This is a genomic window from Streptomyces sp. NPDC053750 (assembly GCF_044544295.1).
GTDB lineage: Bacteria > Actinomycetota > Actinomycetes > Streptomycetales > Streptomycetaceae > Streptomyces.
The window spans coordinates 1-25,924 of the sequence record NZ_JBITXB010000003.1; the positions used below are offsets into that span (position 1 = coordinate 1).

General features: G+C 71.0%; 16 protein-coding genes, 1 tRNA gene and 1 rRNA gene. 15 read left to right on the top strand and 3 right to left on the bottom strand.

Annotated features, from left to right (window positions below):
• From rrf to ACIGO6_RS09585, 3 genes are all read left to right on the top strand, one after another.
• Positions 1-93, top strand: a 5S ribosomal RNA gene (gene rrf / locus ACIGO6_RS09575); the annotation flags it as partial.
• A gap of 114 nt (positions 94-207) precedes the next feature.
• Positions 208-870, top strand: coding sequence for a DegT/DnrJ/EryC1/StrS family aminotransferase (locus ACIGO6_RS09580; RefSeq protein WP_399874867.1), 663 nt, complete (start codon positions 208-210; stop codon positions 868-870).
• A 78-nt stretch (positions 871-948) separates the two neighbouring features.
• A tRNA-Thr gene (locus ACIGO6_RS09585) sits at positions 949-1,024 on the top strand.
• Positions 1,025-1,078: 54 nt separating this feature from the next.
• Here ACIGO6_RS09585 and ACIGO6_RS09590 read toward each other — a convergent pair.
• Entirely contained in the window at positions 1,079-3,832 is a 2,754-nt protein-coding gene (locus tag ACIGO6_RS09590) for a SpoIIE family protein phosphatase (protein WP_399873677.1), read from the bottom strand.
• A 392-nt stretch (positions 3,833-4,224) separates the two neighbouring features.
• Here ACIGO6_RS09590 and ACIGO6_RS09595 point away from each other — a divergent pair, with 392 nt between their 5' ends.
• The 12 genes from ACIGO6_RS09595 (at position 4,225) to ACIGO6_RS09650 (ending at position 20,020) form a co-directional block, all read left to right on the top strand.
• Complete coding sequence (locus ACIGO6_RS09595) at positions 4,225-9,705, top strand: HAMP domain-containing protein (protein WP_399873680.1); 5,481 nt, start codon at positions 4,225-4,227, stop codon at positions 9,703-9,705.
• 382 nt (positions 9,706-10,087) lie between these two features.
• Entirely contained in the window at positions 10,088-10,759 is a 672-nt protein-coding gene (locus ACIGO6_RS09600; RefSeq protein ID WP_399873681.1) for a two-component system response regulator, read from the top strand.
• 165 nt (positions 10,760-10,924) lie between these two features.
• Positions 10,925-13,690 carry a DNA translocase FtsK gene (locus ACIGO6_RS09605; protein ID WP_399873684.1) on the top strand — a complete coding sequence of 922 codons (2,766 nt, stop codon included), beginning with the start codon at positions 10,925-10,927 and terminating at the stop codon, positions 13,688-13,690.
• A 262-nt stretch (positions 13,691-13,952) separates the two neighbouring features.
• Entirely contained in the window at positions 13,953-14,816 is an 864-nt protein-coding gene (locus ACIGO6_RS09610; protein ID WP_399873687.1) for a helix-turn-helix domain-containing protein, read from the top strand.
• A gap of 92 nt (positions 14,817-14,908) precedes the next feature.
• Entirely contained in the window at positions 14,909-16,390 is a 1,482-nt protein-coding gene (rimO, locus tag ACIGO6_RS09615; RefSeq protein ID WP_399873689.1) for a 30S ribosomal protein S12 methylthiotransferase RimO, read from the top strand.
• A complete protein-coding gene (pgsA, locus tag ACIGO6_RS09620; protein ID WP_399873691.1) occupies positions 16,387-17,160 on the top strand; it encodes a CDP-diacylglycerol--glycerol-3-phosphate 3-phosphatidyltransferase in 774 nt (257 codons plus the stop codon). The genes rimO and pgsA overlap by 4 nt, the downstream gene beginning before the upstream one ends.
• A complete protein-coding gene (locus tag ACIGO6_RS09625) occupies positions 17,157-17,714 on the top strand; it encodes a CinA family protein (RefSeq protein WP_399873694.1) in 558 nt (185 codons plus the stop codon). Before pgsA ends, ACIGO6_RS09625 begins: the two co-directional genes overlap by 4 nt.
• Before the next feature lie 109 nt (positions 17,715-17,823).
• Positions 17,824-18,204: a helix-turn-helix domain-containing protein gene (locus ACIGO6_RS09630; protein WP_007387871.1), complete on the top strand. Its 381-nt coding sequence runs from the start codon at positions 17,824-17,826 to the stop codon at positions 18,202-18,204.
• Between the two features lie 182 nt (positions 18,205-18,386).
• The gene (locus ACIGO6_RS09635) at positions 18,387-18,857 is read left to right on the top strand and encodes a Dps family protein (protein WP_399873698.1); all 471 of its coding nucleotides are present in this window, start codon (positions 18,387-18,389) and stop codon (positions 18,855-18,857) included.
• A 19-nt stretch (positions 18,858-18,876) separates the two neighbouring features.
• Positions 18,877-19,119: a hypothetical protein gene (locus ACIGO6_RS09640; RefSeq protein ID WP_399873700.1), complete on the top strand. Its 243-nt coding sequence runs from the start codon at positions 18,877-18,879 to the stop codon at positions 19,117-19,119.
• 20 nt (positions 19,120-19,139) lie between these two features.
• Positions 19,140-19,538, top strand: coding sequence for an ArsR/SmtB family transcription factor (locus tag ACIGO6_RS09645; protein ID WP_399873703.1), 399 nt, complete (start codon positions 19,140-19,142; stop codon positions 19,536-19,538).
• On the top strand, positions 19,535-20,020 hold the full coding sequence (locus tag ACIGO6_RS09650; RefSeq protein WP_399873706.1) for an SRPBCC domain-containing protein: 486 nt from the start codon (positions 19,535-19,537) through the stop codon (positions 20,018-20,020). Before ACIGO6_RS09645 ends, ACIGO6_RS09650 begins: the two co-directional genes overlap by 4 nt.
• 42 nt (positions 20,021-20,062) lie before the next feature.
• Here the strand turns inward: ACIGO6_RS09650 and ACIGO6_RS09655 are convergent, their stop codons facing one another.
• Positions 20,063-20,902, bottom strand: coding sequence for an Fpg/Nei family DNA glycosylase (locus ACIGO6_RS09655; protein WP_399873709.1), 840 nt, complete (start codon positions 20,900-20,902; stop codon positions 20,063-20,065).
• Positions 20,903-20,920: 18 nt separating this feature from the next.
• On the bottom strand, positions 20,921-25,912 hold the full coding sequence (locus tag ACIGO6_RS09660; RefSeq protein WP_399873712.1) for an ATP-dependent helicase: 4,992 nt from the start codon (positions 25,910-25,912) through the stop codon (positions 20,921-20,923).
• Between the last annotated feature and the right edge of the window lie 12 nt (positions 25,913-25,924).

Consider the following 25,924-nt stretch of genomic DNA (forward strand, 5'->3'; position numbering starts at 1 on the left):
ACGCCCGGTTACATTCCGAACCCGGAAGCTAAGCCTTTCAGCGCCGATGGTACTGCAGGGGGGACCCTGTGGGAGAGTAGGACGCCGCCGAACAATTATTCAAAGGGTTGGACCCCGAACTTCGGTTCCGGGTCCAACCCTTTTTTGTTCTCCGTCACTTGCAGTTCACGTGGCGCTACGACCATCGCCGGTATGGGTACTGCAGCAATGCTCAGGGCCGCCGGCGTAGGAGTCGGCGATGAGGTCGTCGTACCTGCCTTCGGGAACGTGGAAGTCGCCGAGGCCGTGGCCCTGGCCGGCGCGTTGCCGGTGTTCGCCGACATAGATTCGGCGACGTACTGCCTCGACGCGGACGCGGTGGAGGCGGCGCTGACGTGCCGGACCGCTGCCGTGGTCGCGGTGCATCGGTTCGGGCGGCCGGCGGACATGGGGCGGCTGCACGGGATCGGGCAGCGGCACGGGTTGCTCGTGCTGGAGCAGAGCGAGTCCGAGGTGCCGTACGACGAGATAGCGCAGCGCAGGCAGCGGGCGGCCTATCTGGACGGGAAGTTGAGGGGCGTGCGGACCCCGGACTGGAGTGACGGGCACACCTATCAGCAGTACGTCGTGCGGGTGCCGGGCAACGGACGGCCGGATCGCGATGCGTTCGCCCGGGCCGTGCGGGGAAGGGGAGTCGAGTGCCGGGTGCCGGTGAAGACGCCCGTGCACCGGATGCCGGGTTTTCGGCGGTGCGTGTCGTTGCCGGAGACGGAGCGGGCCACCGACGAGACGCTGGCGCTGCCGGTGGAGGCTTCCCTGACCAAGCGGGACATGCAGCGGATCGTGTCCGCGTGCAATGCTCTCGGCGGCCTGTTGCAGACCGCGCACTGAAATCGGTGGTTGGGAGCACCCGTCTGTTCGGGGTATGATCTATTCCGTTGCCGCGAGGGAAACCTCGGAAAGCGACAGGCCCCTATAGCTCAGTCGGTAGAGCGTCTCCATGGTAAGGAGAAGGTCAACGGTTCGATTCCGTTTGGGGGCTCCAGACGAAAGGCCCCGCCCGATTAGGCGGGGCCTTTCGCATGCCCTGGTTCGATGACTAGTCGGCGTGGGGCTCCGGGACGCGCATCGCGAGAATCGCCATGTCGTCGGACGGGGCGTCGGACGCGAAGCGCTCCACCGCACGCATGATGCGGGCGGCCACCGCGCCCGCGGTCAGTCCCGTGCAGGTGGTGAGGACGTCGGCGAGGCCGTCGTCGCCCAGCATGCGCGTGCCCTCGCGGCGCTCCGTGACGCCGTCCGTGACACAGAGGAGGACATCGCCCGGGTCGAGGGTGACCGTCTGCTCGTAGAGCTCCAGGTCCTCGATGACGCCGAGGAGGGGCTGGGGCTCGGCGGCCGGCTCGACCGTGCCGTCCTGACGCAGGCGGAGCGGGAGGGGATGGCCGGCGCAGACCACCTTCAGCTCCGCGCTGCCGTCCTCCTGCGGGCGCATCTCGCCGTAGAGGAGGGTGAGGAAGCGGCTGCGGGCGCCCTCGTCGAGGATGGCCGAGTTGAGGCGCTCCAGGACGGCGGGCCCGCTGAGGCCCTCGCGGGCCAGCAGGCGCAGGGCGTGGCGAGCAAGGCCCGTGACGGCCGCGGCGTTCGGTCCGGTGCCGCAGACGTCGCCGATGGCGAAGCCGTAGGCGTCGTCGCTGATGGGGAAGAGGTCGTAGAAGTCGCCGCCGACCTCGTTGCCCTCGCCGGCCGCGCGGTAGATGACCTCGACTTCCACGCCGTCGATGACGGGGAGCTCCGGGGGCAGCAGGCTGCGCTGGAGGGACTGGCTGATGGCCGTGCGCTCCGAGTACAGGCGGGCGTTGTCCAGCGCGAGGGCGGCCCTGCGGGAGAGGTCCTCGGCGAGCTCGAGGATCTCCTGGCGGAAGTGTTCGTCGGTGGGCTTGCCGAGCGTGAGCATGCCGATGACGCGGTTGCGGGCGACCAGCGGGAGGACCACGGTCTCGCCGCCGACCGCGGACGCCGTGGCCAGGGTGGGGCCGATACTGGAGCTCGGCTGGGGGGCCGGGCTGCCGGTCAGGCCGAGGTCGCGCATGGAAATGCGCAGCGCCGCCTGGTGGGCCAGCTCGCCGGGGGCCGTCCAGACGCGGGCGCCCGGGGTGGGTACCGGGTCGGGCGGGGCCATCTTGGACAGCAGGGACTTGATGCCGTCGATGAGCTCCTCGTCCTCGTGCAGGACGTAGGAGAGATAGGGCTCAGACGCCTGGTCGGCGATCGTGTAGACGGCGCACCAGGTGGCCAGGGTCGGGACCGTCATCTGGGCCATCAGGGCCAGGGTCTGGTCGCGGTCCAGGGTGCCGGCGAGGAGGTCGGAGGCCTCGACGAGGAAGCTGAGCGAGCCGCGGCGCAGGCGTTCGAGCTCGCCGAGGCGCGCGGACTCGACGGCCAGGGCGATGCGGTCGGCGGCGAACTGGAGGCGCAGTGCCTCTTCGTTGGAGTACCGGCCGGCGGATTCGGCCGCGACGCCGAGGGAGCCGGTGAGGCGGCCCTCGACCTTGAGCGGGACGGTGACGACCGAGCGCATGCCGGTGCCGTTGAGCAGCGGGACGGCGCCGGGGACTGCCGCGAGGTCGTCGTGCACGGCGGGCATGCGTGCCGAGCCGTAGCGGCCGGGGCCGGCCTCGACCGGGACGCGGGCGAAGCGCTGGCGGGCGGAGGGCAGGCCGGTGGAGGCGCGGACCTCCAGCTCCGTCTCGTCGTCGGTCGCCAGGAGCAGGAAGGCGGCGTCCGCGTCGAGCATGTCGCGGGCGCGTTCGACGGTGCGCTGGAGGAGGCCGTCGAGGTCGTCCGGGGCGGGGGAGCCGATGAACACCTCGAAGGGGTCGGTGCTCTGGCCCTCGGAGGAGGCGGCCGAGTCGGAGGCCGGCACACGCAACGGCGTCTGCAGGACGGCGCGTTCGTGGTCGCGGACGAGGAGGCAGACCGTGGACGGTTCACCGCCGGCGTCGCGGACACGGAGGTGGGAGGCGTAGACCGGGGTGACGCGGCCCTTGACGTCCCTCATGCCGTAGCTGCCCTCCCAGCGGGAGAGCTGGAGCGCCTCGGCGATGCCCGTGCTGGTGCCCGGGGTGTGCGGCCAGGCGGCGAGGTCGGTCAGTGGTTTGCCGACGACCTGCTCGGCGGGGTAGCCGAAGAGCTCCTCGGCGTCCTCGTTCCACGACGTGACGGCGCCGGTGCGGTCGATCTGGACCACGGCGACGCGGACGCGGCCGTCGGCGAGCGGCAGCAGTTCGGTGGGGAGGGCGGGGCCGGCGGTGCGGGTGCCGATCGGGCGTTCGGGCAGGTGCAGGTGGAACCAGACGTTCTTCAGTGTGGGCGTGTACTCGACGCCCCAGCGGTCGGCCAGGGCCGCGCACAACTGGAGGCCGCGGCCGCCCTCGCGGTCGAGGCTGCCCATGTCGGCGGGGGAGCCCTGAAGGGGGACCTCCCGCTCGGGGTAGTGGTCGGCCACCTCGATCCGTACGCCGTCGTCGCTGCGCAGGCACAGGACGTCGGCGGTGGTGCCGGCGTGCACCACGGCGTTGGTCACCAGTTCGCTGGTGAGGACCACGGCGTCGTCGACGATGTCGGCATGGCCCCAGCCCTGGAGCGTGTCGCGGACGAAGGACCGCGCGCTCGCCACCGATCGTCCGACGGGCTCGAAGCTGGCGGCCGCGCGCGCGGTGATCACAGAACTCCTCGACCCTCTCTCCCCGTGCACGGCCTCCTGGCCGACCGGCTCGCGCCGCTGCTGCGGCAGTCCACCCGTCGGCCCGGGATCCGGGGGCTGCTCCCCCGGGATCAGTCCGGTGGTCATTCCGGCCGCCCCTCCGATGCCCGCTTCGTCTCCGTGCCACCGCCCAGGCCGGACGGACCGGCGTGGCTGGACAGCCGCATGCAAGGTTACTTACCTTCGCCGCCCGTGCGGATGCCGGTCTGCAGTGTTTCCGCCCAGAGGGTGTGCGGACGGTGTGCGAAGCTGCCGAACTGTTATGGCCTGGTTCGGCCGAGGTGAAACACTGGGCAGGCTTCTTGTGCGGGTCCGGGCAGGTTGAATGCGCACGGAGTGTGGTGGGCAGCAGCCCTGGAAGCGGTCCGGAGTGTCTGGGCGGACCGCGCGGCAGCATGAGGAAGTACGCGGCAGAAACCGGTCGCCGAGCGTGGTAGCCGGGCACAGCAGTATCGGTCGACCCCTGCGGGAGGGACACAGTGGAGTCTGGCGCAGCGACGCGGGGCACGAAGACGCGCGCGAAAGGCGGACAGTCCCTGAGTAACCAGGGCAGAACGCGGGGTGGCAGTACGACGGTGGACACGGCCGCGTTGAATCGGCTGCTGGCGGCCCTCGTGGCCATGCGGGAGGGGAACTTCCGCAAACGGTTGACGGTCTCCGGCGACGGAGTGATGTCGGAGATCGCGGCGGTCTTCAACGAGGTGGCCGACCGCAATCTCCACCTCACGGGTGAGCTGGCGCGGGTGCGGCGCGTGGTCGGACGTGAAGGCAAACTCACGGAGCGGCTGGAGACGGGGGCTTGTGAGGGGTCCTGGGCGGCGGCGATCGACAACTCGAACGCGCTCGTGGACGACCTCGTACGGCCCGTCTCCGAGGTCAGCCGGGTGCTGTCGGCGGTGGCCGACGGTGATCTGTCGCCGCGTATGGAGCTGCGGACGCAGTCGGCGGAGGGCACCGGGCAGCCGCTGCGCGGTGAGTTCCTGAAGGTGGGCCGGACCGTGAACAACCTGGTCGACCAGTTGTCGACGTTCACGGACGAGGTCACGCGGGTGGCCAGCGAGGTCGGTACCGAGGGCAAGCTGGGCGGGCAGGCCCGGGTGCGCGGTATGTCCGGTTCCTGGAAGGACCTGACGGACTCCGTCAACACGATGGCGTACCGGCTCACCGCTCAGGTGCGGGACATCGCGCTGGTGACGACGGCGGTCGCCAAGGGTGATCTGTCGCGGAAGGTCACGGTGCACGTGGCCGGGGAGATGCTGGAGCTGAAGAACACCGTCAACACGATGGTGGACCAGCTGTCCGCGTTCTCGTCCGAGGTGACGCGCGTCGCCCGTGAGGTGGGCACCGAGGGTGCTCTGGGCGGGCAGGCCCAGGTTCCGGGTGTGGCCGGGGTGTGGAAGGAGCTCACCGACTCCGTCAACACCATGGCCGGGAACCTGACGGCCCAGGTGCGCGGGATCTCGGAGGTGACGACGGCGGTCGCCAACGGTGACCTGTCGCGGAAGGTGACCGTGCCGGCCCGCGGTGAGGTGGCGCAGCTCGCCGAGACCATCAACCAGATGACCGAGACGCTGCGGATCTTCGCGGACGAGGTCACGCGTGTGGCCAATGAGACCGGTGGTGAGGGCCAGCTCGGCGGTCAGGCGAACGTGCCGGGTGCGGCGGGCATCTGGAAGGACCTGACGGACTCCGTCAACACCGTCTTCCGGAACCTCACCACTCAGGTGCGGGACATCGCTGCGGTGACGACGGCGGTGGCCAACGGTGACCTGTCGCAGAAGGTCACGGTCGACGTGGCCGGCGAGATGCTGGAGCTGAAGAACACCGTCAACACGATGGTGGACCAGCTGTCCGCCTTCGGTGCCGAGGTCACGCGGGTGGCCCGGGAGGTCGGTGTCGAGGGTGAGCTGGGCGGTCAGGCGCAGGTGCCGGGTGCGGCGGGGACGTGGAAGGACCTGACCGACTCCGTCAACACCGCGTTCCGGAACCTCACCGGTCAGGTGAGGAACATCGCGCAGGTGACGACGGCGGTGGCCAACGGCGACCTGTCGCAGAAGGTCACCGTGGACGTCTCCGGGGAGATGCTCCAGCTGAAGAACACCGTCAACACGATGGTGGACCAGCTGTCGAGCTTCGCCGACCAGGTCACCCGGATGGCCCGGGACGTGGGCACGGAGGGCCGACTCGGCGGTCAGGCCCGGGTCGACGGGGTCTCGGGGACGTGGAAGGAGCTCACGGACTCCGTCAACTCGATGGCCTCCAACCTGACCGGTCAGGTGAGGAACATTGCGCAGGTGACGACGGCGGTGGCGCGCGGTGACCTGTCGCAGAAGATCGACGTCGACGCGCGCGGGGAGATCCTCGAGCTGAAGAACACCATCAACACGATGGTGGACCAGTTGTCGTCGTTCGCCGAGCAGGTCACGCGCGTGGCCCGTGAGGTGGGCACGGAGGGCCGTCTCGGCGGGCAGGCGCAGGTGCCGGGCGTGGCCGGGGTGTGGCGTGACCTGACCGACTCCGTGAACGGCATGGCCGGGAACCTCACCGCGCAGGTCCGCAACATCGCGCAGGTCGCCACGGCGGTGGCGCGCGGTGACCTGTCCCAGAAGATCACCGTGGACGCGCGCGGGGAGATCCTGGAGCTGAAGAACACGCTGAACACGATGGTGGACCAGCTGTCGTCGTTCGCCCAGGAGGTCACGCGTGTCGCGCGCGAGGTGGGCACCGAGGGCATCCTCGGCGGCCAGGCGGAGGTGCAGGGCGTCTCCGGCACCTGGAAGGACCTCACGCAGTCCGTGAACGGCATGGCCAACAACCTGACCATGCAGGTGCGCAACATCGCCGAGGTCACCACCGCCGTCGCCAAGGGCGACCTGTCGAAGAAGATCACTGTCGACGCCAAGGGCGAGATCCTCGAGCTCGTCACCACCGTCAACACGATGGTGGACCAGTTGTCGTCGTTCGCCGAGCAGGTCACGCGCGTGGCCCGTGAAGTGGGCACGGAGGGCATCCTGGGCGGCCAGGCGCACGTGCCCGGCGTGGTCGGCATCTGGAAGGACCTCAGCGACAACGTCAACCTGATGGCGAAGAACCTCACCGTTCAGGTGCGGAACATCTCCCAGGTGGCCGCGGCCGTCGCCAACGGCGATCTGACGCGGACGGTGACGATCGAGGCGCGCGGTGAGGTCGCGCAGCTCGCCGACACCTTCAACACCATGGTGAAGACGCTGAGTTCCTTCGCGGACCAGGTCACCAAGGTGGCCCGCGAGGTGGGCACGGACGGCATCCTGGGCGGCCAGGCGCACGTCCCGGGCGTGGCCGGTACGTGGAAGGACCTCACCGAGTCGGTGAACCAGATGGCGTCCAACCTGACCGGTCAGGTGCGCAACATCGCCATGGTCACGACCGCCATCGCCAAGGGCGACCTGACCAAGAAGATCGACATCGACGCGCGCGGGGAGATCCTGGAGCTGAAGACGACCATCAACACGATGGTCGACCAGCTGTCCTCGTTCGCCGAGGAGGTCACGCGCGTGGCCCGCGAGGTGGGCACGGAGGGACAGCTCGGCGGGCAGGCACGCGTGCGTGACGTCGACGGCACCTGGCGGGACCTGACCGAGTCGGTGAACGAGATGGCCGGGAACCTGACCCGGCAGGTGCGCGCCATCGCGCGCGTGGCGACCGCGGTGACGCGCGGCGATCTGAACCTGAAGATCGACGTGGACGCCTCCGGGGAGATCCAGGAGCTCCAGGACTACATCAACAAGATGATCGCCAACCTGCGCGACACCACGATCGCCAACAAGGAGCAGGACTGGCTCAAGGGCAACCTGGCCCGGATCTCCGCGCTGATGCAGGGCCGCCGCGACCTCCAGGACGTGGCCTCGCTGATCATGAGCGAGCTCACCCCGGTGGTCTCGGCGCAGCACGGGGCGTTCTTCCTCGCCATGCCCCTGGTCGACGGCCAGGAGCAGCCCGGCGGCGAGGGCGACCAGTACGAACTGCGCATGCTCGGGTCGTACGGCTACTCGATGGGCTCCATGCCCACGTCGTTCCGGCCGGGCGAGGCGCTGGTGGGTACGGCAGCCCAGGAGAAGCGCACCATCCTGGTGGAGCACGCGCCGAGCGGCTATCTGAAGATCTCCTCCGGGCTCGGGGAGGCGCCGCCCGCCCAGGTGATCGTCCTGCCGGTGCTGTTCGAGGGGCAGGTGCTCGGGGTCATCGAGCTGGCGTCCTTCAACTCCTTCACACAGATCCAGAAGGACTTCCTCAACCAGATCGCCGAGATGATCGCGACCAGCGTCAACACCATCTCCGTCAACACCAAGACGGAGGTGCTGCTGAAGCAGTCCCAGGAGCTGACCGAGCAACTGCGCGACCGTTCTGAGGAGTTGGAGCAGCGGCAGAAGGCGCTCCAGTCGTCCAACGCCGAACTGGAGGAGAAGGCCGAGCTGCTGGCGCGGCAGAACCGCGACATCGAGGTGAAGAACACCGAGATCGAGGAGGCGCGGCAGGTTCTGGAGGAGCGTGCCGAGCAACTCGCGGTCTCCATGCGCTACAAGAGCGAGTTCCTGGCCAACATGTCGCACGAGCTGCGCACGCCGCTCAACTCGCTGCTCATCCTGGCCAAGCTGCTCGCCGACAACGCCGACGCGAACCTGTCCCCGAAGCAGGTCGAGTTCGCCGAGACGATCCACGGCGCCGGCTCCGACCTCCTCCAGCTCATCAACGACATCCTGGACCTGTCGAAGGTCGAGGCGGGCAAGATGGACGTCTCCCCGACGCGCATCGCCCTCGTCCAGCTCGTCGACTACGTGGAGGCCACCTTCCGGCCGCTGACCGCGGAGAAGGGCCTGGACCTGTCGGTGCGGGTGTCGCCGGAGCTGCCCGCCACGCTGCACACCGACGAGCAGCGGCTGCTCCAGGTGCTGCGCAACCTGCTGTCCAACGCGGTGAAGTTCACCGACTCGGGAGCGGTCGAGCTGGTCATCCGGCCGGCCCGGGACGACGTGCCGCAGGCCATCCGGGAGCAACTGCTGGAGGCCGGTTCGATGACCGACGCGGACGCGCAGCTGATCGCGTTCTCGGTGAGCGACACCGGGATCGGCATCGCGGCCAGCAAGATGCGGGTCATCTTCGAGGCGTTCAAGCAGGCCGACGGCACCACCAGCCGCAAGTACGGTGGTACGGGCCTGGGGCTGTCCATCTCGCGGGAGATCGCGCAGCTGCTGGGCGGTGAGATCCACGCGCAGAGCGAGCCGGGCCGCGGGTCGACGTTCACGCTCTACCTGCCGCTGCACCCCAGCGAGCTGCCCCCGCACGGCTATCAGCAGGCCATGCCGGCCCTGGAAACGGGCGAGCTGCCGGCGTCCTCGGGTGCGACGGTCGAGCTGTCCGCGGCGGAGTCCGGGATGCCGGGCGAGGTGAAGTCGTACCAGGACTCGCAGAACGGTGCGGCGGCGCTGTTCCGGCGTCGACGTCGGGCGGTTCCGGAGGCCGAGGAGCGGTCCGCGAACCAGCCGCAGGAGCGGCAGGCGGCCGCCGGGCAGGAGGCGGAGCCGCAGTCGCACCGCGGGATCAGGTTCGGCGGTCAGAAGGTACTGATCGTCGACGACGACATCCGTAACGTCTTCGCGCTCACCAGCGTCCTGGAGCAGCACGGTCTGTCCGTGCTGTACGCCGAGAACGGGCGGGAGGGCATCGAGGTCCTGGAGCAGCACGAGGACGTGGCCGTCGTCCTGATGGACATCATGATGCCCGAGATGGACGGATACGCGACGACCACGGCGATTCGCAGGATGCCGCAGTTCGCCGGTCTTCCGATCATCGCGCTGACCGCGAAGGCGATGAAGGGTGACCGGGAGAAGGCGATCGAGTCGGGTGCCTCGGACTACGTGACGAAGCCGGTCGACCCCGATCACCTGCTGACGGTGATGGGGCAGTGGATGCGGGAGGAGTGAGGGGGCACGGCCCGGACGGGGCCGTGCGGTACGTCCGGCCGGGTGCCGGGTACCGGCTGCGCGGCACGTTCGGGCGGTGTGGGAACGTGGGGTGCACGAGCGTGGCGGGAACCTCGGGTGTTCACGCGGAGTTGCTGACTCAGTGTGCCCGAAGCCGTGTAGAAGTACGGGATTCGGGGAACCTTCTGGTCTCCCGCTGCGTTTCTGCTACGTGCACAGTGACATCGCGGTGACAGGGTGTGGCGACGGGCGGGGTGCGGCTACGATGACCGGCACAAGGACGGGCGGCGCAAGGGAGCCGTCCCCTGGGGCGGCGCTCGCCGGTGCTGCCCCAAGTCCTGCGGACAGGGGAGGCCCCACGCCGGGGCGAGGAGGGCGGGCCATGGTGCAGAAGGCCAAGATCCTCCTGGTCGATGACCGGCCGGAGAATCTGCTGGCGCTGGAGGCGATCCTCTCGGCGCTCGATCAGACGCTGGTGCGGGCATCGTCCGGGGAGGAAGCGCTCAAAGCACTGCTCACGGACGACTTCGCGGTCATTCTGCTGGACGTCCAGATGCCGGGGATGGACGGTTTCGAAACCGCCGCGCACATCAAGCGACGGGAGCGGACCCGGGACATCCCGATCATCTTCCTCACGGCGATCAACCACGGGCCGCACCACACCTTCCGCGGGTACGCGGCGGGCGCGGTGGACTACATCTCCAAGCCGTTCGACCCGTGGGTGCTGCGTGCGAAGGTGTCGGTCTTCGTCGAGCTGTACATGAAGAACTGCCAGCTGCGGGAGCAGGCGGCGCTGCTGCGGCTCCAGTTGGAGGGCGGCAAGGCCGAGGCCGGTGAGAGCAAGGAGCCGGCGGGGCTGCTCGCCGAGCTGTCGGCGCGGCTGGCGGCCGTGGAGGAGCAGGCCGAGGCGCTGTCCAAGCAGCTGGGTGACGAGTCCACGGACGCGGCGGCGGTGGCGACGGCGGCCCATCTGGAGCGCAAGCTCACCGGGCTGCGGCGGGCGCTGGACGCCCTGGAGCCGGGCTCGTCCGGAGGACCGGCCGCGGTCAACTGAGGCCGGTCGGCGGGGCGGCCCACGCCGGATGTGGCGGGCGGGCCGTGAGCGCCCGTCAGCCGCCATGGCGGAAACGTCAGTTCCGGATTTGCTCGCGGACGACACGAACGGGTGAAGCGGTGGGCACACGTGTCGACCGCCGTCTCCCCCGGTAACCTCACACCCATGGCCTCACGTCCCTCCGCAGCCAAGAAGCAGCCCGCGAAGAAGCCGGCCGCTCCCGCGAAGGCTCCGGCGAAGAAGGCCGCTGCGAAGAAGGCACCCGCCAAAAAGGCACCCGCGAAGAAGGCACCCGCCAAGAAGGCTGCGACGAAGAAGCCCGCGCCCGCACCGGCGCCCAGCCCGACCGGCGGTGTCTACCGTCTCGTACGCGCGCTCTGGCTGGGCATCGCGCACGCGGTCGGCGCCGTCTTCCGCGGCATAGGCCAGGGCGCGAAGAACCTCGACCCGGCCCACCGCAAGGACGGCGTCGCGCTGCTGCTGCTCGCCATGACGCTGATCGTCGCCGCGGGCACCTGGGCCGACCTCAAGGGCCCCGTCGGCGACCTGGTCGAGATCCTGGTGACCGGCGCCTTCGGCCGACTGGACCTGCTGGTGCCGATCCTGCTCGGCGCCATCGCCGTACGCCTCATCCGGCACCCGGAGAAACCCGAGGCCAACGGCCGGATCGTGATCGGTCTGTCCGCACTGGTCGTCGGCGTGCTCGGGCAGGTGCACATCGCCTGCGGCTCACCGGCGCGCGGCAACGGCATGCAGGCCATAAGGGACGCAGGCGGCCTCATCGGCTGGGGCGCGGCGACCCCGCTGTCGTACACGATGACCGACGTCCTGGCCGTACCGCTGCTCGTCCTGCTCACGGTCTTCGGGCTGCTGGTCGTCACCGCCACTCCGGTCAACGCCGTTCCGCAGCGGCTGCGGCAACTCGGGGTGCGGCTCGGCCTCGTCCGCGACGTGGAGACGGACGAGTTCACCGACGACGACGAGCGGTACGACGAGCAGTGGCGCGAGGCCCTGCCCGCGCGGCCCCGCAGGCGCGGGGGACCGGCTGCCGCCGAGCCGTACGACCCCGACGGGGCGGAGCAGGAGGCGCTCGCCCGGCGGCGCGGCAGGTCCCGGCGGTCCGCCGTGCCGCAGCCCGACATGAACCGGCCGATGGACGCCGTGGACGTCGCCGCCGCGGCCGCCGCCGCGCTCGACGGTGCCGTGCTGCACGGGATGCCCCCCTCGCCGCTGGTCGCCGATCTCACCCAGGGCGTGAGCGCGGGGGACCGCGAGTCGACGACGCCGACTCCGACGCCGGTCCCGGCCGCGCGTCCGCAGCCGGGGAAGCTCAAGAAGGACGCCGTTAAGGACCCCGAGCAGGGCCCGGTGGGCGGAGTCCCCGACCTCACCAAGACCCCCCTCCCCAAGGAGCGGGACCTGCCGCCGCGCGCCGAGCAGCTCCAGCTCTCCGGTGACATCACCTACTCCCTGCCGGCCCTCGACCTCCTTACGCGCGGCGGCCCGGGCAAGGCGCGCAGTGCCGCCAACGACGCCATCGTCGACTCGCTCACCACCGTCTTCACCGAGTTCAAGGTCGACGCCGCCGTCACCGGCTTCACCCGCGGCCCGACGGTCACGCGGTACGAGGTCGAGCTCGGACCGGCCGTGAAGGTGGAGCGGATCACCGCGCTGACCAAGAACATCGCGTACGCCGTCGCCAGCCCCGACGTACGGATCATCAGCCCGATCCCCGGCAAGTCCGCGGTCGGCATCGAGATCCCCAACACCGACCGGGAGATGGTCAACCTCGGTGACGTGCTGCGGCTCGCCGAGTCCGCCGAGGACGACGACCCGATGCTGGTCGCCTTCGGCAAGGACGTCGAGGGCGGCTACGTCATGCACTCGCTGGCGAAGATGCCGCACATGCTGGTCGCCGGCGCCACCGGCTCCGGCAAGTCGTCCTGCATCAACTGCCTGATCACCTCGATCATGATGCGGGCGACCCCGGAGGACGTCCGGATGATCCTGGTCGACCCCAAGCGCGTCGAGCTGACCGCGTACGAGGGCATCCCGCACCTGATCACGCCGATCATCACCAACCCGAAGCGGGCCGCCGAGGCACTCCAGTGGGTCGTACGCGAGATGGACCTGCGCTACGACGACCTCGCGGCCTACGGCTACCGGCACATCGACGACTTCAACCGCGCGGTGCGCGAGGGCAAGGTCAAGCCGCCCGAGGGCAGCGAGCGGGAACTCCAGCCCTATCCCTACCTGCTGGTGATCGTGGACGAGCTGGCCGACCTGATGATGGTGGCGCCGCGGGACGTCGAGGACGCGATCGTGCGCATCACCCAGCTCGCGCGCGCGGCCGGCATCCACCTGGTGCTCGCCACGCAGCGGCCGTCCGTGGACGTCGTCACCGGCCTGATCAAGGCCAACGTGCCCTCCCGGCTGGCGTTCGCCACCTCCTCGCTGGCGGACTCGCGCGTCATCCTCGACCAGCCCGGCGCGGAGAAGCTGATCGGCAAGGGCGACGGCCTCTTCCTCCCGATGGGCGCGAACAAACCGACCCGTATGCAGGGCGCGTTCGTGACCGAGGAGGAGGTCTCGGCCGTCGTCCAGCACTGCAAGGACCAGATGGCGCCCGTCTTCCGGGACGACGTCACCGTCGGGACCAAGCAGAAGAAGGAGATCGACGAGGACATCGGCGACGACCTCGACCTGCTGTGCCAGGCGGCCGAGCTGGTCGTCTCCACGCAGTTCGGGTCGACCTCCATGCTCCAGCGCAAGCTGCGCGTCGGCTTCGCCAAGGCCGGGCGTCTGATGGACCTGATGGAGTCGCGGAGCATCGTCGGACCGAGCGAAGGCTCAAAGGCTCGTGACGTTCTTGTGAAGCCTGACGAGCTGGACGGCGTGCTCGCGGTGCTCCGGGGGGAGTCTGAAGGGTAGGAACGGTATGCGAGGGGTTCCTGCGGTGGCGGGCCGGGCGGCCGGGTGGCCGATTCGTGACTCACCCGTTAGGGATCATTGAGCAACCGTTTCCCCATGGCGTACGTCAAGTTGAGGGAATCGACAAACAGGTGGTCCACCATGGGGACACGGTGCCATTCCGATGGCGTACAAAGTCCCGTCGTCCGGTTGCCCCACCCGTTTGTACCCCCCCTAGACTGAACGTCCAGCACAGGCGGCTATACGCTCGAAAGGCGCCCCCGTGTCCAACGGCAACTCCCCTGAAGACGAGCGTCCGATCGAAGACGTGTACCACGACGTTTCCGAAGACGTCTCCGAGGATGACCGCCCCTCGATCGGCCGTGCCCTGCAGCAAGCGCGGATCGCCGCCGGGTTGACCGTCGACGACATCAGCACCGCCACCCGTGTCCGGATCGCCATCGTGCACGCCATCGAGGCGGACGACTTCACGCCCTGCGGCGGCGACGTGTACGCGCGCGGTCACATCAGGACCCTGGCCAAGGCCGTCCGGCTCGACCCGGCGCCGCTGCTCGCACAGTTCGACGCCGAGCACGGCGGACGCCCGGCGCCCACGCCCGCCGCGCCGCTGTTCGAGGCGGAACGCATCCGTCCCGAGCGGCGCGGACCCAACTGGACCGCCGCCATGGTCGCCGCGATCGTCGCCGTGATCGGCTTCGTCGGGTTCACGTTCGTCAAGGGGGGCGACGACGGCGGCTCCGAGGCGAGCGTCGCCGAGGGGTCCGAGCCGACGGCCGGAGCAACCGCCTCGCCGAGCGCCAAGCCCAAGAAGCCGGCCGCCCCCAAGCCCGACCCGACCGACAGCGCCATCGCCGCGGCGCCCCAGGACAAGGTGACCGTCAAGGTCAGCGCCAGCGAGGGCCGCAGCTGGATCTCCGCCAAGGACCACAACGGCCGGCTGCTCTTCGACGGGCTGCTCAAGCAGGGCGACTCCAAGACGTTCCAGGACAGCGAGAAGGTCAACCTCGTCCTCGGCGACGCCGGTGCCATCGAGCTGTACGTCAACGGCAAGAAGATCGAGGACGACTTCCAGCCCGGCGCAGTGGAACGCCTCACGTACACGAAGGGCGACCCGGAGGTCGGATAAGGGGACCGAGGGGACGAGTCACTACGGGGTTGGCCAAGATCGGCCAACCCCGTCGACGTGGGCTGTCCGCGGGACGAAGTAGTCTTGAGCCCATGCCTGAAAGCCGTACCGTCGCACTCGTCACCCTTGGCTGCGCCCGTAACGAGGTGGACTCGGAGGAGCTCGCAGGCCGTCTGGAGGCGGACGGCTGGAAGCTCGTCGACGACGCCGAGGAAGCGGACGTCGCCGTCGTGAACACGTGCGGCTTCGTCGAGGCCGCCAAGAAGGACTCCGTCGACGCCCTCCTGGAGGCCAACGACCTCAAGGGTCACGGCAGAACCCAGGCCGTGGTGGCGGTGGGCTGCATGGCCGAGCGGTACGGCAAGGAACTCGCCGAGGCCCTCCCCGAGGCCGACGGCGTGCTCGGCTTCGACGACTACGCCGACATCTCCGACCGCCTGCAGACCATCCTCAGTGGCGGCGTCCACGCCGCCCACACCCCGCGCGACCGGCGCAAGCTGCTGCCGATCAGCCCGGCCGAGCGCCAGGAGGCCGGCGCCTCCGTCGCCCTGCCCGGGCACGCCCCGGCCGACCTTCCCGAAGGCGTCGCCCCCGCCTCCGGGCCCCGCGCGCCGCTGCGCCGCCGCCTGGACGGCTCTCCGGTCGCCTCGGTGAAGCTGGCCTCCGGCTGCGACCGGCGCTGCTCCTTCTGCGCCATCCCGTCCTTCCGCGGCTCCTTCATCTCCCGCCGCCCGAGCGACGTGCTGAACGAGACGCGGTGGCTGGCCGAGCAGGGCGTGAAGGAGATCATGCTGGTCTCCGAGAACAACACCTCCTACGGCAAGGACCTCGGCGACATCCGTCTGCTGGAGTCGCTGCTGCCCAACCTCGCCGACGTCGACGGCATCGAGCGCGTGCGCGTCAGCTACCTCCAGCCGGCCGAGATGCGCCCCGGCCTCATCGACGTACTGACCTCCACCCCGAAGGTCGTCCCCTACTTCGACCTCTCCTTCCAGCACTCCGCGCCGAACGTGCTGCGCGCGATGCGCCGCTTCGGCGACACCGACCGCTTCCTGGAACTGCTGGACACCATCCGGAGCAAGGCCCCCGAGGCCGGCGTCCGCTCCAACTTCATCGTCGGCTTCCCCGGCGAGTCCGAGGCCGACCTCGCCGAACTGGAGCGCTTCCTGAACCACGCGCGGCTGGACGCCATCGGCGTCTTCGGCTACTCCGACGAGGAGGGCACCGAGGCGGCGACGTACGACGACAAGCTGGACGAGGACGTCGTCGCCGAGCGGCTGGCACGTGTGTCCCGGCTGGCCGAGGAACTCGTCTCGCAGCGGGCTGAGGAGCGCGTGGGCGCGACCGTGCGTGTGCTCGTCGAGTCCGTGGATGCCGACGGCGAGGGGGACGGCGTCCGCGGCCGCGCGGAGCACCAGGCGCCGGAGACGGACGGCCAGGTGGTGCTCACGAGCGGCGAAGGCCTGAGTGTCGGAAGTATGGTCGACGCGAAGGTGGTCGGTACGGAGGGTGTCGACCTGGTGGCCGAACCGCTGCTGGGCTCGCCCGCGTGGAGTGAGGAGGCCGGCAGATGACGGGAGTCCCGGCGTCCGCGGCGGGCGGTTCCTCCGGTGCGCGCAGGACCGGCCCGCGCGGAGCCTCGGGCTCCGCTCAGGAACCGCCGGAGCGCACGGCTTCGGGGAGCGCCCTGCAACGGGGCTCGACCGAGGGCGGCGGAGCCGGACGCGGCGGCAAGATCGCAGCCGCCGCCGTCAACCAGGCGAGCGTCTGGAACGTCGCCAACCTCCTGACGATGCTCCGGCTGCTCCTCGTGCCGGCCTTCGTCGCGCTGATGCTCGGCAACGGCGGATACGACCCCGCCTGGCGTTCGTTCGCCTGGGCGGCCTTCGCCATCGCCATGATCACCGACCTCTTCGACGGTCATCTGGCGCGCACCTACAACCTGGTCACCGACTTCGGGAAGATCGCCGACCCCATCGCCGACAAGGCGATCATGGGGGCGGCGCTCGTCTGTCTGTCCGCGCTGGGCGATCTGCCCTGGTGGGTGACGGCCGTCATCCTCGGCCGGGAACTCGGGATCACGGTCCTGCGTTTTGTGGTCATCCGGTACGGCGTCATTCCGGCGAGCCGCGGCGGCAAGCTCAAGACCCTCACCCAGGGCGTGGCCGTCGGCATGTACGTCCTGGCACTGACGGGGCCCCTGGCGACCCTGCGGTTCTGGGTGATGGCCGCGGCGGTCGTCCTGACCGTGGTGACCGGACTGGACTATGTGAAGCAGGCCATTGTGCTGCGTCGGCGGGGAATCGCCGAGCGCCGGGCGGCGTTGAAGGAGACGGAAGTTTGAGTTCCACGGCCGCCGAGGTGGTGCGACTACTGACGGTGAGGGGCGAGACCCTCGCCGTCGCCGAGTCGCTGACCGGTGGGCTCGTGGCGGCCGAGATCACGGCGGTGCCCGGCGCGTCCAAGGCGTTGCGGGGGTCCGTCACCGCCTACGCGACGGAGCTGAAGCGGGAGATGCTCGGCGTCGACGCCACGCTGCTCGCGGACCGCGGCGCGGTGGATCCGCAGGTCGCCGCCCAGATGGCGGCGGGTGTGCGCAAGGCGCTGGGTGCCGACTGGGGCATTGCGACGACGGGTGTCGCGGGCCCGGATCCGCAGGACGGGCAGCCCGTCGGGACGGTGTTCGTGGCCGTCGAGGGCCCCTTTGCGGCGGACGCCGGCCCGGGTTTCGGTTCCGCCGGTGGCGGAAAAGTGGAGGCGTTGCGGTTGAACGGCGACCGCGCGGAAATTCGTATGGAGAGTGTACGGAGCGTACTCGCACTCCTTTTGAGGGAGCTTGCGGGCGAACAGACCGGGAATGAGCGGGCACAGGATACGGAACGGAACGGGGGGTTTTGATGTTTGCAGCCCTGAGTGAACACGACATCGCTCCCCGCACGGCCGCGGCGCGAGGCGGTACGGTGGGGCGTGAAGGATGCGGTTACGCGGTCCGAGGAGGGAGCCACCGATGATTCTGCTCCGTCGCCTACTGGGTGACGTGCTGCGTCGGCAGCGCCAGCGCCAGGGCCGTACTCTGCGCGAAGTCTCCTCGTCCGCCCGAGTCTCACTCGGCTATCTCTCCGAGGTGGAGCGGGGGCAGAAGGAGGCGTCTTCCGAGCTGCTCTCCGCCATCTGCGACGCGCTGGACGTACGGATGTCCGAGCTCATGCGGGAAGTGAGCGACGAACTCGCCCTCGCCGAACTGGCCCAGTCCGCCGCCGCCACGCCCAGCGAGACCGTACCCGCACCGGTGCGTCCGATGCTGGGTTCCGTGTCGGTGACCGGTGTGCCACCGGAACGGGTGACCATCAAGGCGCCCGCGGAAGCGGTGGACGTCGTCGCCGCCTGATCGCAGGCACGTGTGCGTGTGAGGCCCCGGCCGGGGTCTCTCCGGGAGACCGGAGAGGTGCGGTCGGGGTTTTTGCGTGCGCGGGCGAGTGCCGTCGGCGGTGCCCTCGCCGGTTTGCCGGTCCCCGGCGAGGCGGTCATCGTGGAGAGACATGGCCGGGGGGCGAACCGACGGAGGCGTGGATGTACGTCGTGAAGAGCCCGTTGTCCGACGCGAATCTGAAGACCGTGTCCGAGGCCCTCCAGGGCGGCCTCGTGGACCTGGTGGACCTCGCCCTGGTGGCCAAGCAGATCCACTGGAACGTGGTCGGCCCGCGGTTCCGCTCCGTGCACCTCCAGCTCGACGAGCTCGTCTCCACCGCGCGTACGCACTCCGACACCGTGGCGGAGCGCGCCTCGGCGCTCGGTGTGTCCCCGGACGGGCGCGCCGCGACGGTGGCCGTCGGAAGCGGCATCGACGTGACCCCCGAAGGGTGGGTCGACGACAACACCGCAGTACAGACCATCGTGGACGCGCTGGGCGCGGTGATCGGACGGATGCGCGAACGGATATCGGCGACCGGGGACCCGGATCCCGTCAGCCAGGACATCTTCATCCAGATCACGGCCGATCTCGAGAAGCAGCACTGGATGTTCCAAGCCGAGAACGGATGACTCGGACGGGCGGCCCCGGATGACCTGGGCGCGGACGGTTCGTCGGGCGGCCGCGCTGGGGCTCGGTGCGCTGTGGTGGTGGGCCGTGCTGCGACTGGCGCTGGAGCCCGGCGCGGGGGTGCTCGAGGGGGCCGTCGCGGTCGGCGGGTGGGGGCTGAGTGTGCTGCCGGTGCACTGTGTGCCCCAGCGCCGGGCCGCTGGGGCCGTGGCGGCGGGGCGGTGGCGGCGTGCCCTGCGAGCGGCCCTTTACGACGGTCGGTGACGGAGATAACATACAACCAAATGGTTGTAGATGGATTGACCGAAGAGGCCGAAGGCGGAGAGACCGAGGAAGGCGTGGACCGTCTGTTCCATGCCCTGGCCGACATGACGCGCCGCGACATCCTCCGTCGCTGTGTACGGGACGACCTGTCGGTGTCGCGGCTGGCCGAGGCCTACCCGATGAGCTTCGCCGCGGTGCAGAAGCACGTCGCGGTGCTGGAGCGGGCAGGGCTGGTGGTCAAACGGCGCCGCGGACGGGAGCAGCTCGTGCGCACCGACCCCGATGCCGTGGGGCGGGCGCGGCAGGCCCTCGACGAGCTGGAGACGGTCTGGCGTGGCCGGGTGGAGCGGATGTCCGGTCTGCTCGCCCGGGAAGTGGACTCCGACGTGCCCAACCCGACGGAAGGACCGGAACGATGAGCGTCACCAGCTTGGACAAGGACCTCGACCATCTGACCCTCACCCTCGTCGCCGACTTCGCCGCCCCCGTGGAACGGGTGTGGCAGCTGTGGTCCGACCCGCGGCTTCTGGAGCGCTGGTGGGGTCCGCCGACCTACCCGGCGACGGTCGAGGAGCACGACCTGACCCCGGGCGGGGACGTCAGGTACTTCATGACCGGCCCCGAAGGGGACAAGTACCGCGGCTGGTGGCGGATCGCCACGGTCGACGCACCCAGGTCGCTGGAGTTCACCGACGGGTTCGCCGATGCGGACGGGGTTCCGAACGCCGACATGCCGACGACCACGAACCGGGTGACGCTCACCGAGCGCGACGGCGGCACCCGCATGGAGATGCGTGCGGTCTTCGACACCCGGGAAGGCATGGACCAGCTCATGACGATGGGCATGGAGGAGGGACTGCGGGAGGCGGTCGGCCAGATGGACGGCCTGCTCGCCGGTTGAGCCACTCCTGGGCCGCACCAGATCCCTTGCCGGCCCTCCGAGTCACCTCGTTGCGCGCCACGGCCCGGTGCCGGTACGGCCGCCCGGACGCGGCGCGGGCCCGGCCTGGCAGGTGGGGCACCAGTACGTGGGGCGCTCGCGGGAACCGTCGCCCTGGTCGGCCACGCGGAGCGACGTGCCGCAGCGCAGGCAGGGGCGGGGTGCGCGGCCGTACACGAACAGGTCCTGGCCGCGCAGACCCGTCGTACGGCGGATCGGGCGGTCGCGGTTGGCGTCCAGGAGCCTCTTCGCGAGCGCGGGCAGCTTCGCGGCCCGGTCGGCGGGCAGCTCGCCGACCGGGAGCCACGGGGTGACGCCGAGCAGAAAACAGAGCTCACTCTTGTAGACATTGCCGATACCGGCGAGATTGCGCTGGTCGAGCAGGGCCTCCCCGAGGGGGCGGGCCGGCTCCGCGCGCAGATTGGCCAGGGCCTGCTCGGGGTCCCAGTCCGGGCCGAGCAGGTCCGGGCCGAGGTGACCGACGGCGCGCTGTTCGTCGGCGGTGCGGAGGATGTCCAGCACCGGGAGGCGGTAGCCGACGGCCGTGCGGTCGGCGGTGCCGAGGACCACCCGGATCTGGTGCGCGGGACCGCCGCTCCAGCGCTGACCGGCCGCGAACACCTTCCACGAACCGTCCATCCGGAGGTGCGAGTGCACCGTCAGGCCGCCCTCGACCCGGGTGAGCAGGTGCTTGCCGCGCGGGGTGACGTCCAGGACCGTGCGGCCGGTGAGGTCGACCGTGGCGTACCGGGGCACGCGGAAGTCGCTGCGGGTCAGCACCTTGCCCGCGAGGGCGTCGTGCAGCCGTCGCGCGGCCTGCCAGACCGTGTCTCCTTCGGGCATGGGACAAGGGTGACAGGCTCAGGCTCTGATGCGCAGGCCACGCGGGGTGGCGATGAACCCCGCTTCCTCCAGGAGCGGGCCGAGGGGGGACGTCAGCGCGGCCGCGCCGTTGACACGCTCGACCGTGACCGTGCCGAGGGAACCGGCGCGGGCGGCCGCTGCGAGTGCCTCCGTGGCCGCCCGCAGACGGAGGTCGTCGGCGGGCTCACCGTCCGGATCGGAGGGCCAGAGCAGGAGCGTCTTGCCGCCGCGCTCCATGTAGAGCGCCGGCTCGCCCTCGACGAGGACCACCAGCGACCCCGCTTTACGGCCCGGCTTGTGGGTGGCACCGGCCGGGGGCTCGGGCCAGGCGAGGGCCGCGCCGTACGCGTTCGCCGGATCCGCGGCAGCCAGGACGACGGCCCGCGGGCCGGCGGAGGGGCGGCCACGGCGACTGGAAAATCCGGGGTCGTACGCGGCGTACGGGCGCGCACCGCCGAAGCCGCCGTGCGTGCCGCCGCTCTGTGCGCCCCCGCCGCCGCGTGGGCCGCCGGCGCCCGGTTCGGCGTAGTCGCGGGGGGAGATGTCATCGCCCCGGGAGGGGGACCGGCCCAGGCGGTCAGGGTCTGCGAAGACGTCGTCGAAGGGGTCCGGGGCGCCGGGGCCCTGGCGACCGCCGGACGTGAAGACGAGGGGGGAGCCGGAGGCCCGGCCGACGGAGCCGTCTCCTGCGGCGCGGTCCTCGGGGTCGCCGCCGGTGTACTCCGTCCCCCCGGGTGAGCCGTCGCCGCGCTCGCGGGCGTTCGCCACCGCACGCAGCCGGTCCACGGCCCCCTCCATGGCGAACTGCGCCGCGCCGAGCCCCTCCACCACATAGCCGCGCCTGGCCTGCCCGCTCTCCTCGAAGGCGGCCAGGATGCGGTACACCGCCGAGAAACCGCCTTCGACGCCCTCGGCCGCGACGGCACCGCGGGTCACCACGCCGTGCCGGTCGAGGAGCGTGCGCGCCAGGGCGTGGGCACGCACCGTGGTGTCGGCCTCACGGGCCGGGAGCAGCGACCAGCGGCCCGCGACCGTCGGCGGGCCGGAGCGGGAGGCGGGCCGGGCGGCGGCCGTCAGCGAGCCGTAACGTCCGCGTGGCACGGCGCGCTTGGCGCGGTGGGCCGTGGAGCCCGCGGTGCGGCCCGAGCCCAGCAGGGAGCGCAGGGGCGCGAGCGTGTCGTTCGTCAGCCGTCCGGACCAGGCCAGGTCCCACAGGGCGTCGGCCAGCTGCGGATCGGTGACGTCCGGGTGGGTGGTGGCGCGGACCTGGTCGGCGATCTGCCGGAAGAACAGGCCGTAGCCGCCGGCGAGGACGGTCAGGACGGACTCGTGGAGGGCGGTCGGCTCCAGGGGGTGCGGGGGCGGCAGGAGCAGTGGGGCCGCGTCCGCGAGATAGAGGGAGACCCAGCCGTCCTTGCCGGGGAGCGAGCCCGCACCGGCCCACACCACCTCACCGGCGACCGTGAGCTCGTCCAACAGCGCAGGGCTGTAGTTCGCCACCCGGGACGGCAGGACCAGCTTCTCCAGGGCCGAGGCGGGCACGGAGGCACCCTGCAATTGTTCGACGGCCCGTACCAGCCCGTCGATGCCGCGCAGCGCGTGTCCCTTGCCGATGTGCTGCCACTGGGGGAGGAACTGACCGAGCGCGGCCGGCGGCACCGGCTCCAGCTCGTGCCGCAGCGCCGCCAGGGAACGACGGCGCAGCCTGCGCAGTACGGTCGCGTCGCACCACTCCTGGCCGATTCCGGCCGGATGGAACTCGCCCTGTACGACCCGGCCCGCCGCCGCCAGGCGCTGCAGGGCGCCCTCGGTGACCGCGACGCCCAGGCCGAAGCGGGCCGCCGCCGTGACCGACGTGAAGGGGCCGTGGGTGCGCGCGTGGCGGGCGAGGAGGTCGCCGAGCGGGTCCTTGACCGGCTCGGTGAAGGCCTCGGGGACGCCCACGGGCAGCGCCGTGCCCAGCGCGTCGCGCAGTCGGCCCGCGTCCTCGATCGCGGCCCAGTGGTCGGCGCCGGCGATGCGTACCCTGATCGCCCGGCGGGCGGTGGCCAGCTCCGGGGCCCACTGCGGCTCGGCACCCCGCTCGGCCAGCTCGGTGTCCGTGAGCGGGCCGAGCATCCGCAGCAGGTCCGCGACGCCCTCCGGGTCCTTGGCACGGCGGTCCTCGGTGAGCCACTGCAGTTCGCGCTCCAGCTCGGTCAGGACCTCTGCGTCGAGCAGCTCGCGCAGCTCCGCCTGGCCGAGCAGCTCGGCCAGCAGCCGCGAGTCCAGGGAGAGGGCCGCGGCACGGCGCTCGGCCAGCGGCGAATCCCCCTCGTACAGGAACTGGGCGACGTATCCGAAGAGCAGGGAGCGGGCGAAGGGGGACGGCTCGGGAGTGGTGACCTCGACCAGGCGCACCTTGCGCGACTCCAGGTCGCCCATCAGCTCGGCCAGCCCCGGCACGTCGAAGACGTCCTGGAGGCATTCGCGGACCGCTTCCAGGACGATCGGGAACGAGCCGTACTCGCTCGCCACCTCGAGCAGCTGCGCGGCGCGCTGGCGCTGTTGCCACAGCGGGGTCCGCCTGCCGGGGCTGCGGCGCGGCAGCAGCAGCGCGCGGGCGGCGCACTCGCGGAAGCGGGACGCGAACAGGGCCGAGCCGCCCACCTGGTCGGTGACGACCCGGTCGACCTCGCCCTTGTCGAAGACGACGTCGGCCGCGCCGACCGGCGCCTGCTCGGCGTCGTACTCGAGGCCGGGCTTCGCGGGGTCCTGGTCGAGGAAGTCCAGGCCCATCAGGTCGGCGTCCGGCAGGCGCAGCACGATGCCGTCGTCGGCGTGCATGACCTGCGCGTCCATGCCGTACCGCTCGGTCAGCCGGGCGCCGAGGGCGAGCGCCCAGGGAGCGTGGACCTGGGCCCCGAAGGGGGAGTGGACCACGACCCGCCAGTCGCCCAGCTCGTCCCGGAAGCGCTCGACGACGATGGTGCGGTCGTCGGGGACGTGGCCGCAGGCCTCGCGCTGCTCGTCGAGGTACGCCAGGACGTTGTCCGCGGCCCAGGCGTCCAGGCCCGCGGTGACGAGGCGCAGCCGGGCGTCCTCCTTGGAGAGGGAACCGACCTCGCGCAGGAACGCGCCCAGTGCGCGGCCCAGCTCCAGGGGGCGGCCCAGCTGGTCGCCCTTCCAGAAGGGCAGCCTGCCCGGGACGCCCGGTGCGGGGGAGACCAGGACCCGGTCGCGGGTGATGTCCTCGATGCGCCAGGAGCTGGTGCCGAGCGTGAAGACGTCCCCCACCCGGGACTCGTACACCATCTCCTCGTCGAGCTCGCCGACCCGGCCGCCGCCCTTCTTCGGATCGGCGCCGGCGAGGAAGACCCCGAAGAGCCCGCGGTCGGGGATCGTGCCGCCCGAGGTGACGGCGAGGCGCTGCGCGCCCGGGCGGCCGGTGACCGTGCCGGCGACCCGGTCCCACACCACGCGCGGGCGCAGTTCGGCGAAGGCGTCCGAGGGATAGCGGCCCGCGAGCATGTCCAGGACGGCAGTGAAGGCCGACTCCGGGAGGGAGGCGAAGGGGGCGGCGCGGCGGACGGTGGCGAGGAGGTCGTCGACCTGCCAGGTGTCCAGCGCGGTCATCGCCACGAGCTGCTGGGCCAGGACGTCCAGCGGGTTGGCGGGGATCCTGAGGGCCTCGATGGCGCCGCTGCGCATCCGCTCGGTGACCACGGCCGCCTGGACCAGGTCACCGCGGTACTTGGGGAACACCACGCCCGTGGAGACGGCACCGACCTGGTGCCCCGCGCGGCCGACGCGCTGGAGGCCGGAGGCGACGGAGGGCGGTGACTCGACCTGGACGACGAGGTCGACGGCGCCCATGTCGATGCCCAGTTCGAGACTGGAGGTGGCGACCACCGCGGGCAGGCGCCCCGCCTTGAGGTCCTCCTCGACGAGGGCACGCTGCTCCTTGGAGACCGAGCCGTGGTGGGCGCGGGCGATCACTGGTGGGGCGCCCTGGGCAGCGCCCGAGCCGCCCATGAGTTCGGCGGGGGAGTGGTGCTCGTCCAGGGGCTCGCCGGTCGCGCGTTCGTACGCGATCTCGTTGAGCCTGTTGCACAGGCGCTCGGCCAGGCGCCGGGAGTTGGCGAAGACGATCGTGGAGCGGTGCGACTGGACGAGGTCGGCGATCCGCTCCTCGACGTGCGGCCAGATCGACGGGCGCTCGGCGCCGTCGTTGCCGTCCGCGACCGGGGAGCCGCCGAGCTCCCCCAGGTCTTCGACCGGGACGACGACGGAAAGGTCGAACTCCTTGCCCGAGACCGGCTGAACGATCTCCACCTTGCCGCGGGGCGCGAGGAACCGGGCGACCTCGTCCACCGGGCGGACCGTCGCCGACAGGCCGATGCGGCGGGCCGGTTTCGGAAGCAGCTCGTCCAGCCGCTCCAGGGTGAGCGCGAGATGGGCGCCGCGTTTGGTGCCCGCGACCGCGTGCACCTCGTCCAGGATCACCGTCTCGACGCCGGTCAGCGCTTCACGCGTGGCCGAGGTGAGCATCAGGAACAGGGACTCGGGGGTGGTGATCAGGATGTCCGGTGGGCGGGTGGACAGGGCGCGGCGCTCGGCGGCCGGGGTGTCACCGGAGCGGATGCCGACCTTGACCTCGGGCTCGGGCAGGCCGAGGCGTACGGCTTCCTGGCGGATGCCGGTCAGCGGGCTGCGGAGATTGCGCTCGACGTCGACGGCCAGGGCCTTGAGCGGCGAGACGTACAGAACGCGGCAGCGCTTCTTGGGGTCGGCGGGCGGGGGCGTCGAGGCCAGCTGGTCCAGGGCGGCCAGGAAGGCGGCCAGCGTCTTGCCGGAGCCGGTGGGGGCGACCACCAGCACGTCCGAGCCCTCCGAGATGGCCTGCCACGCACCCGCCTGCGCGGCGGTGGGCGCGGAGAAGGCCCCCGTGAACCAGCCGCGGGTCGCGGGGGAGAAGCCGTCCAGGGCTCGATGTGCGGAGCTGACCATGGATCCATCGTG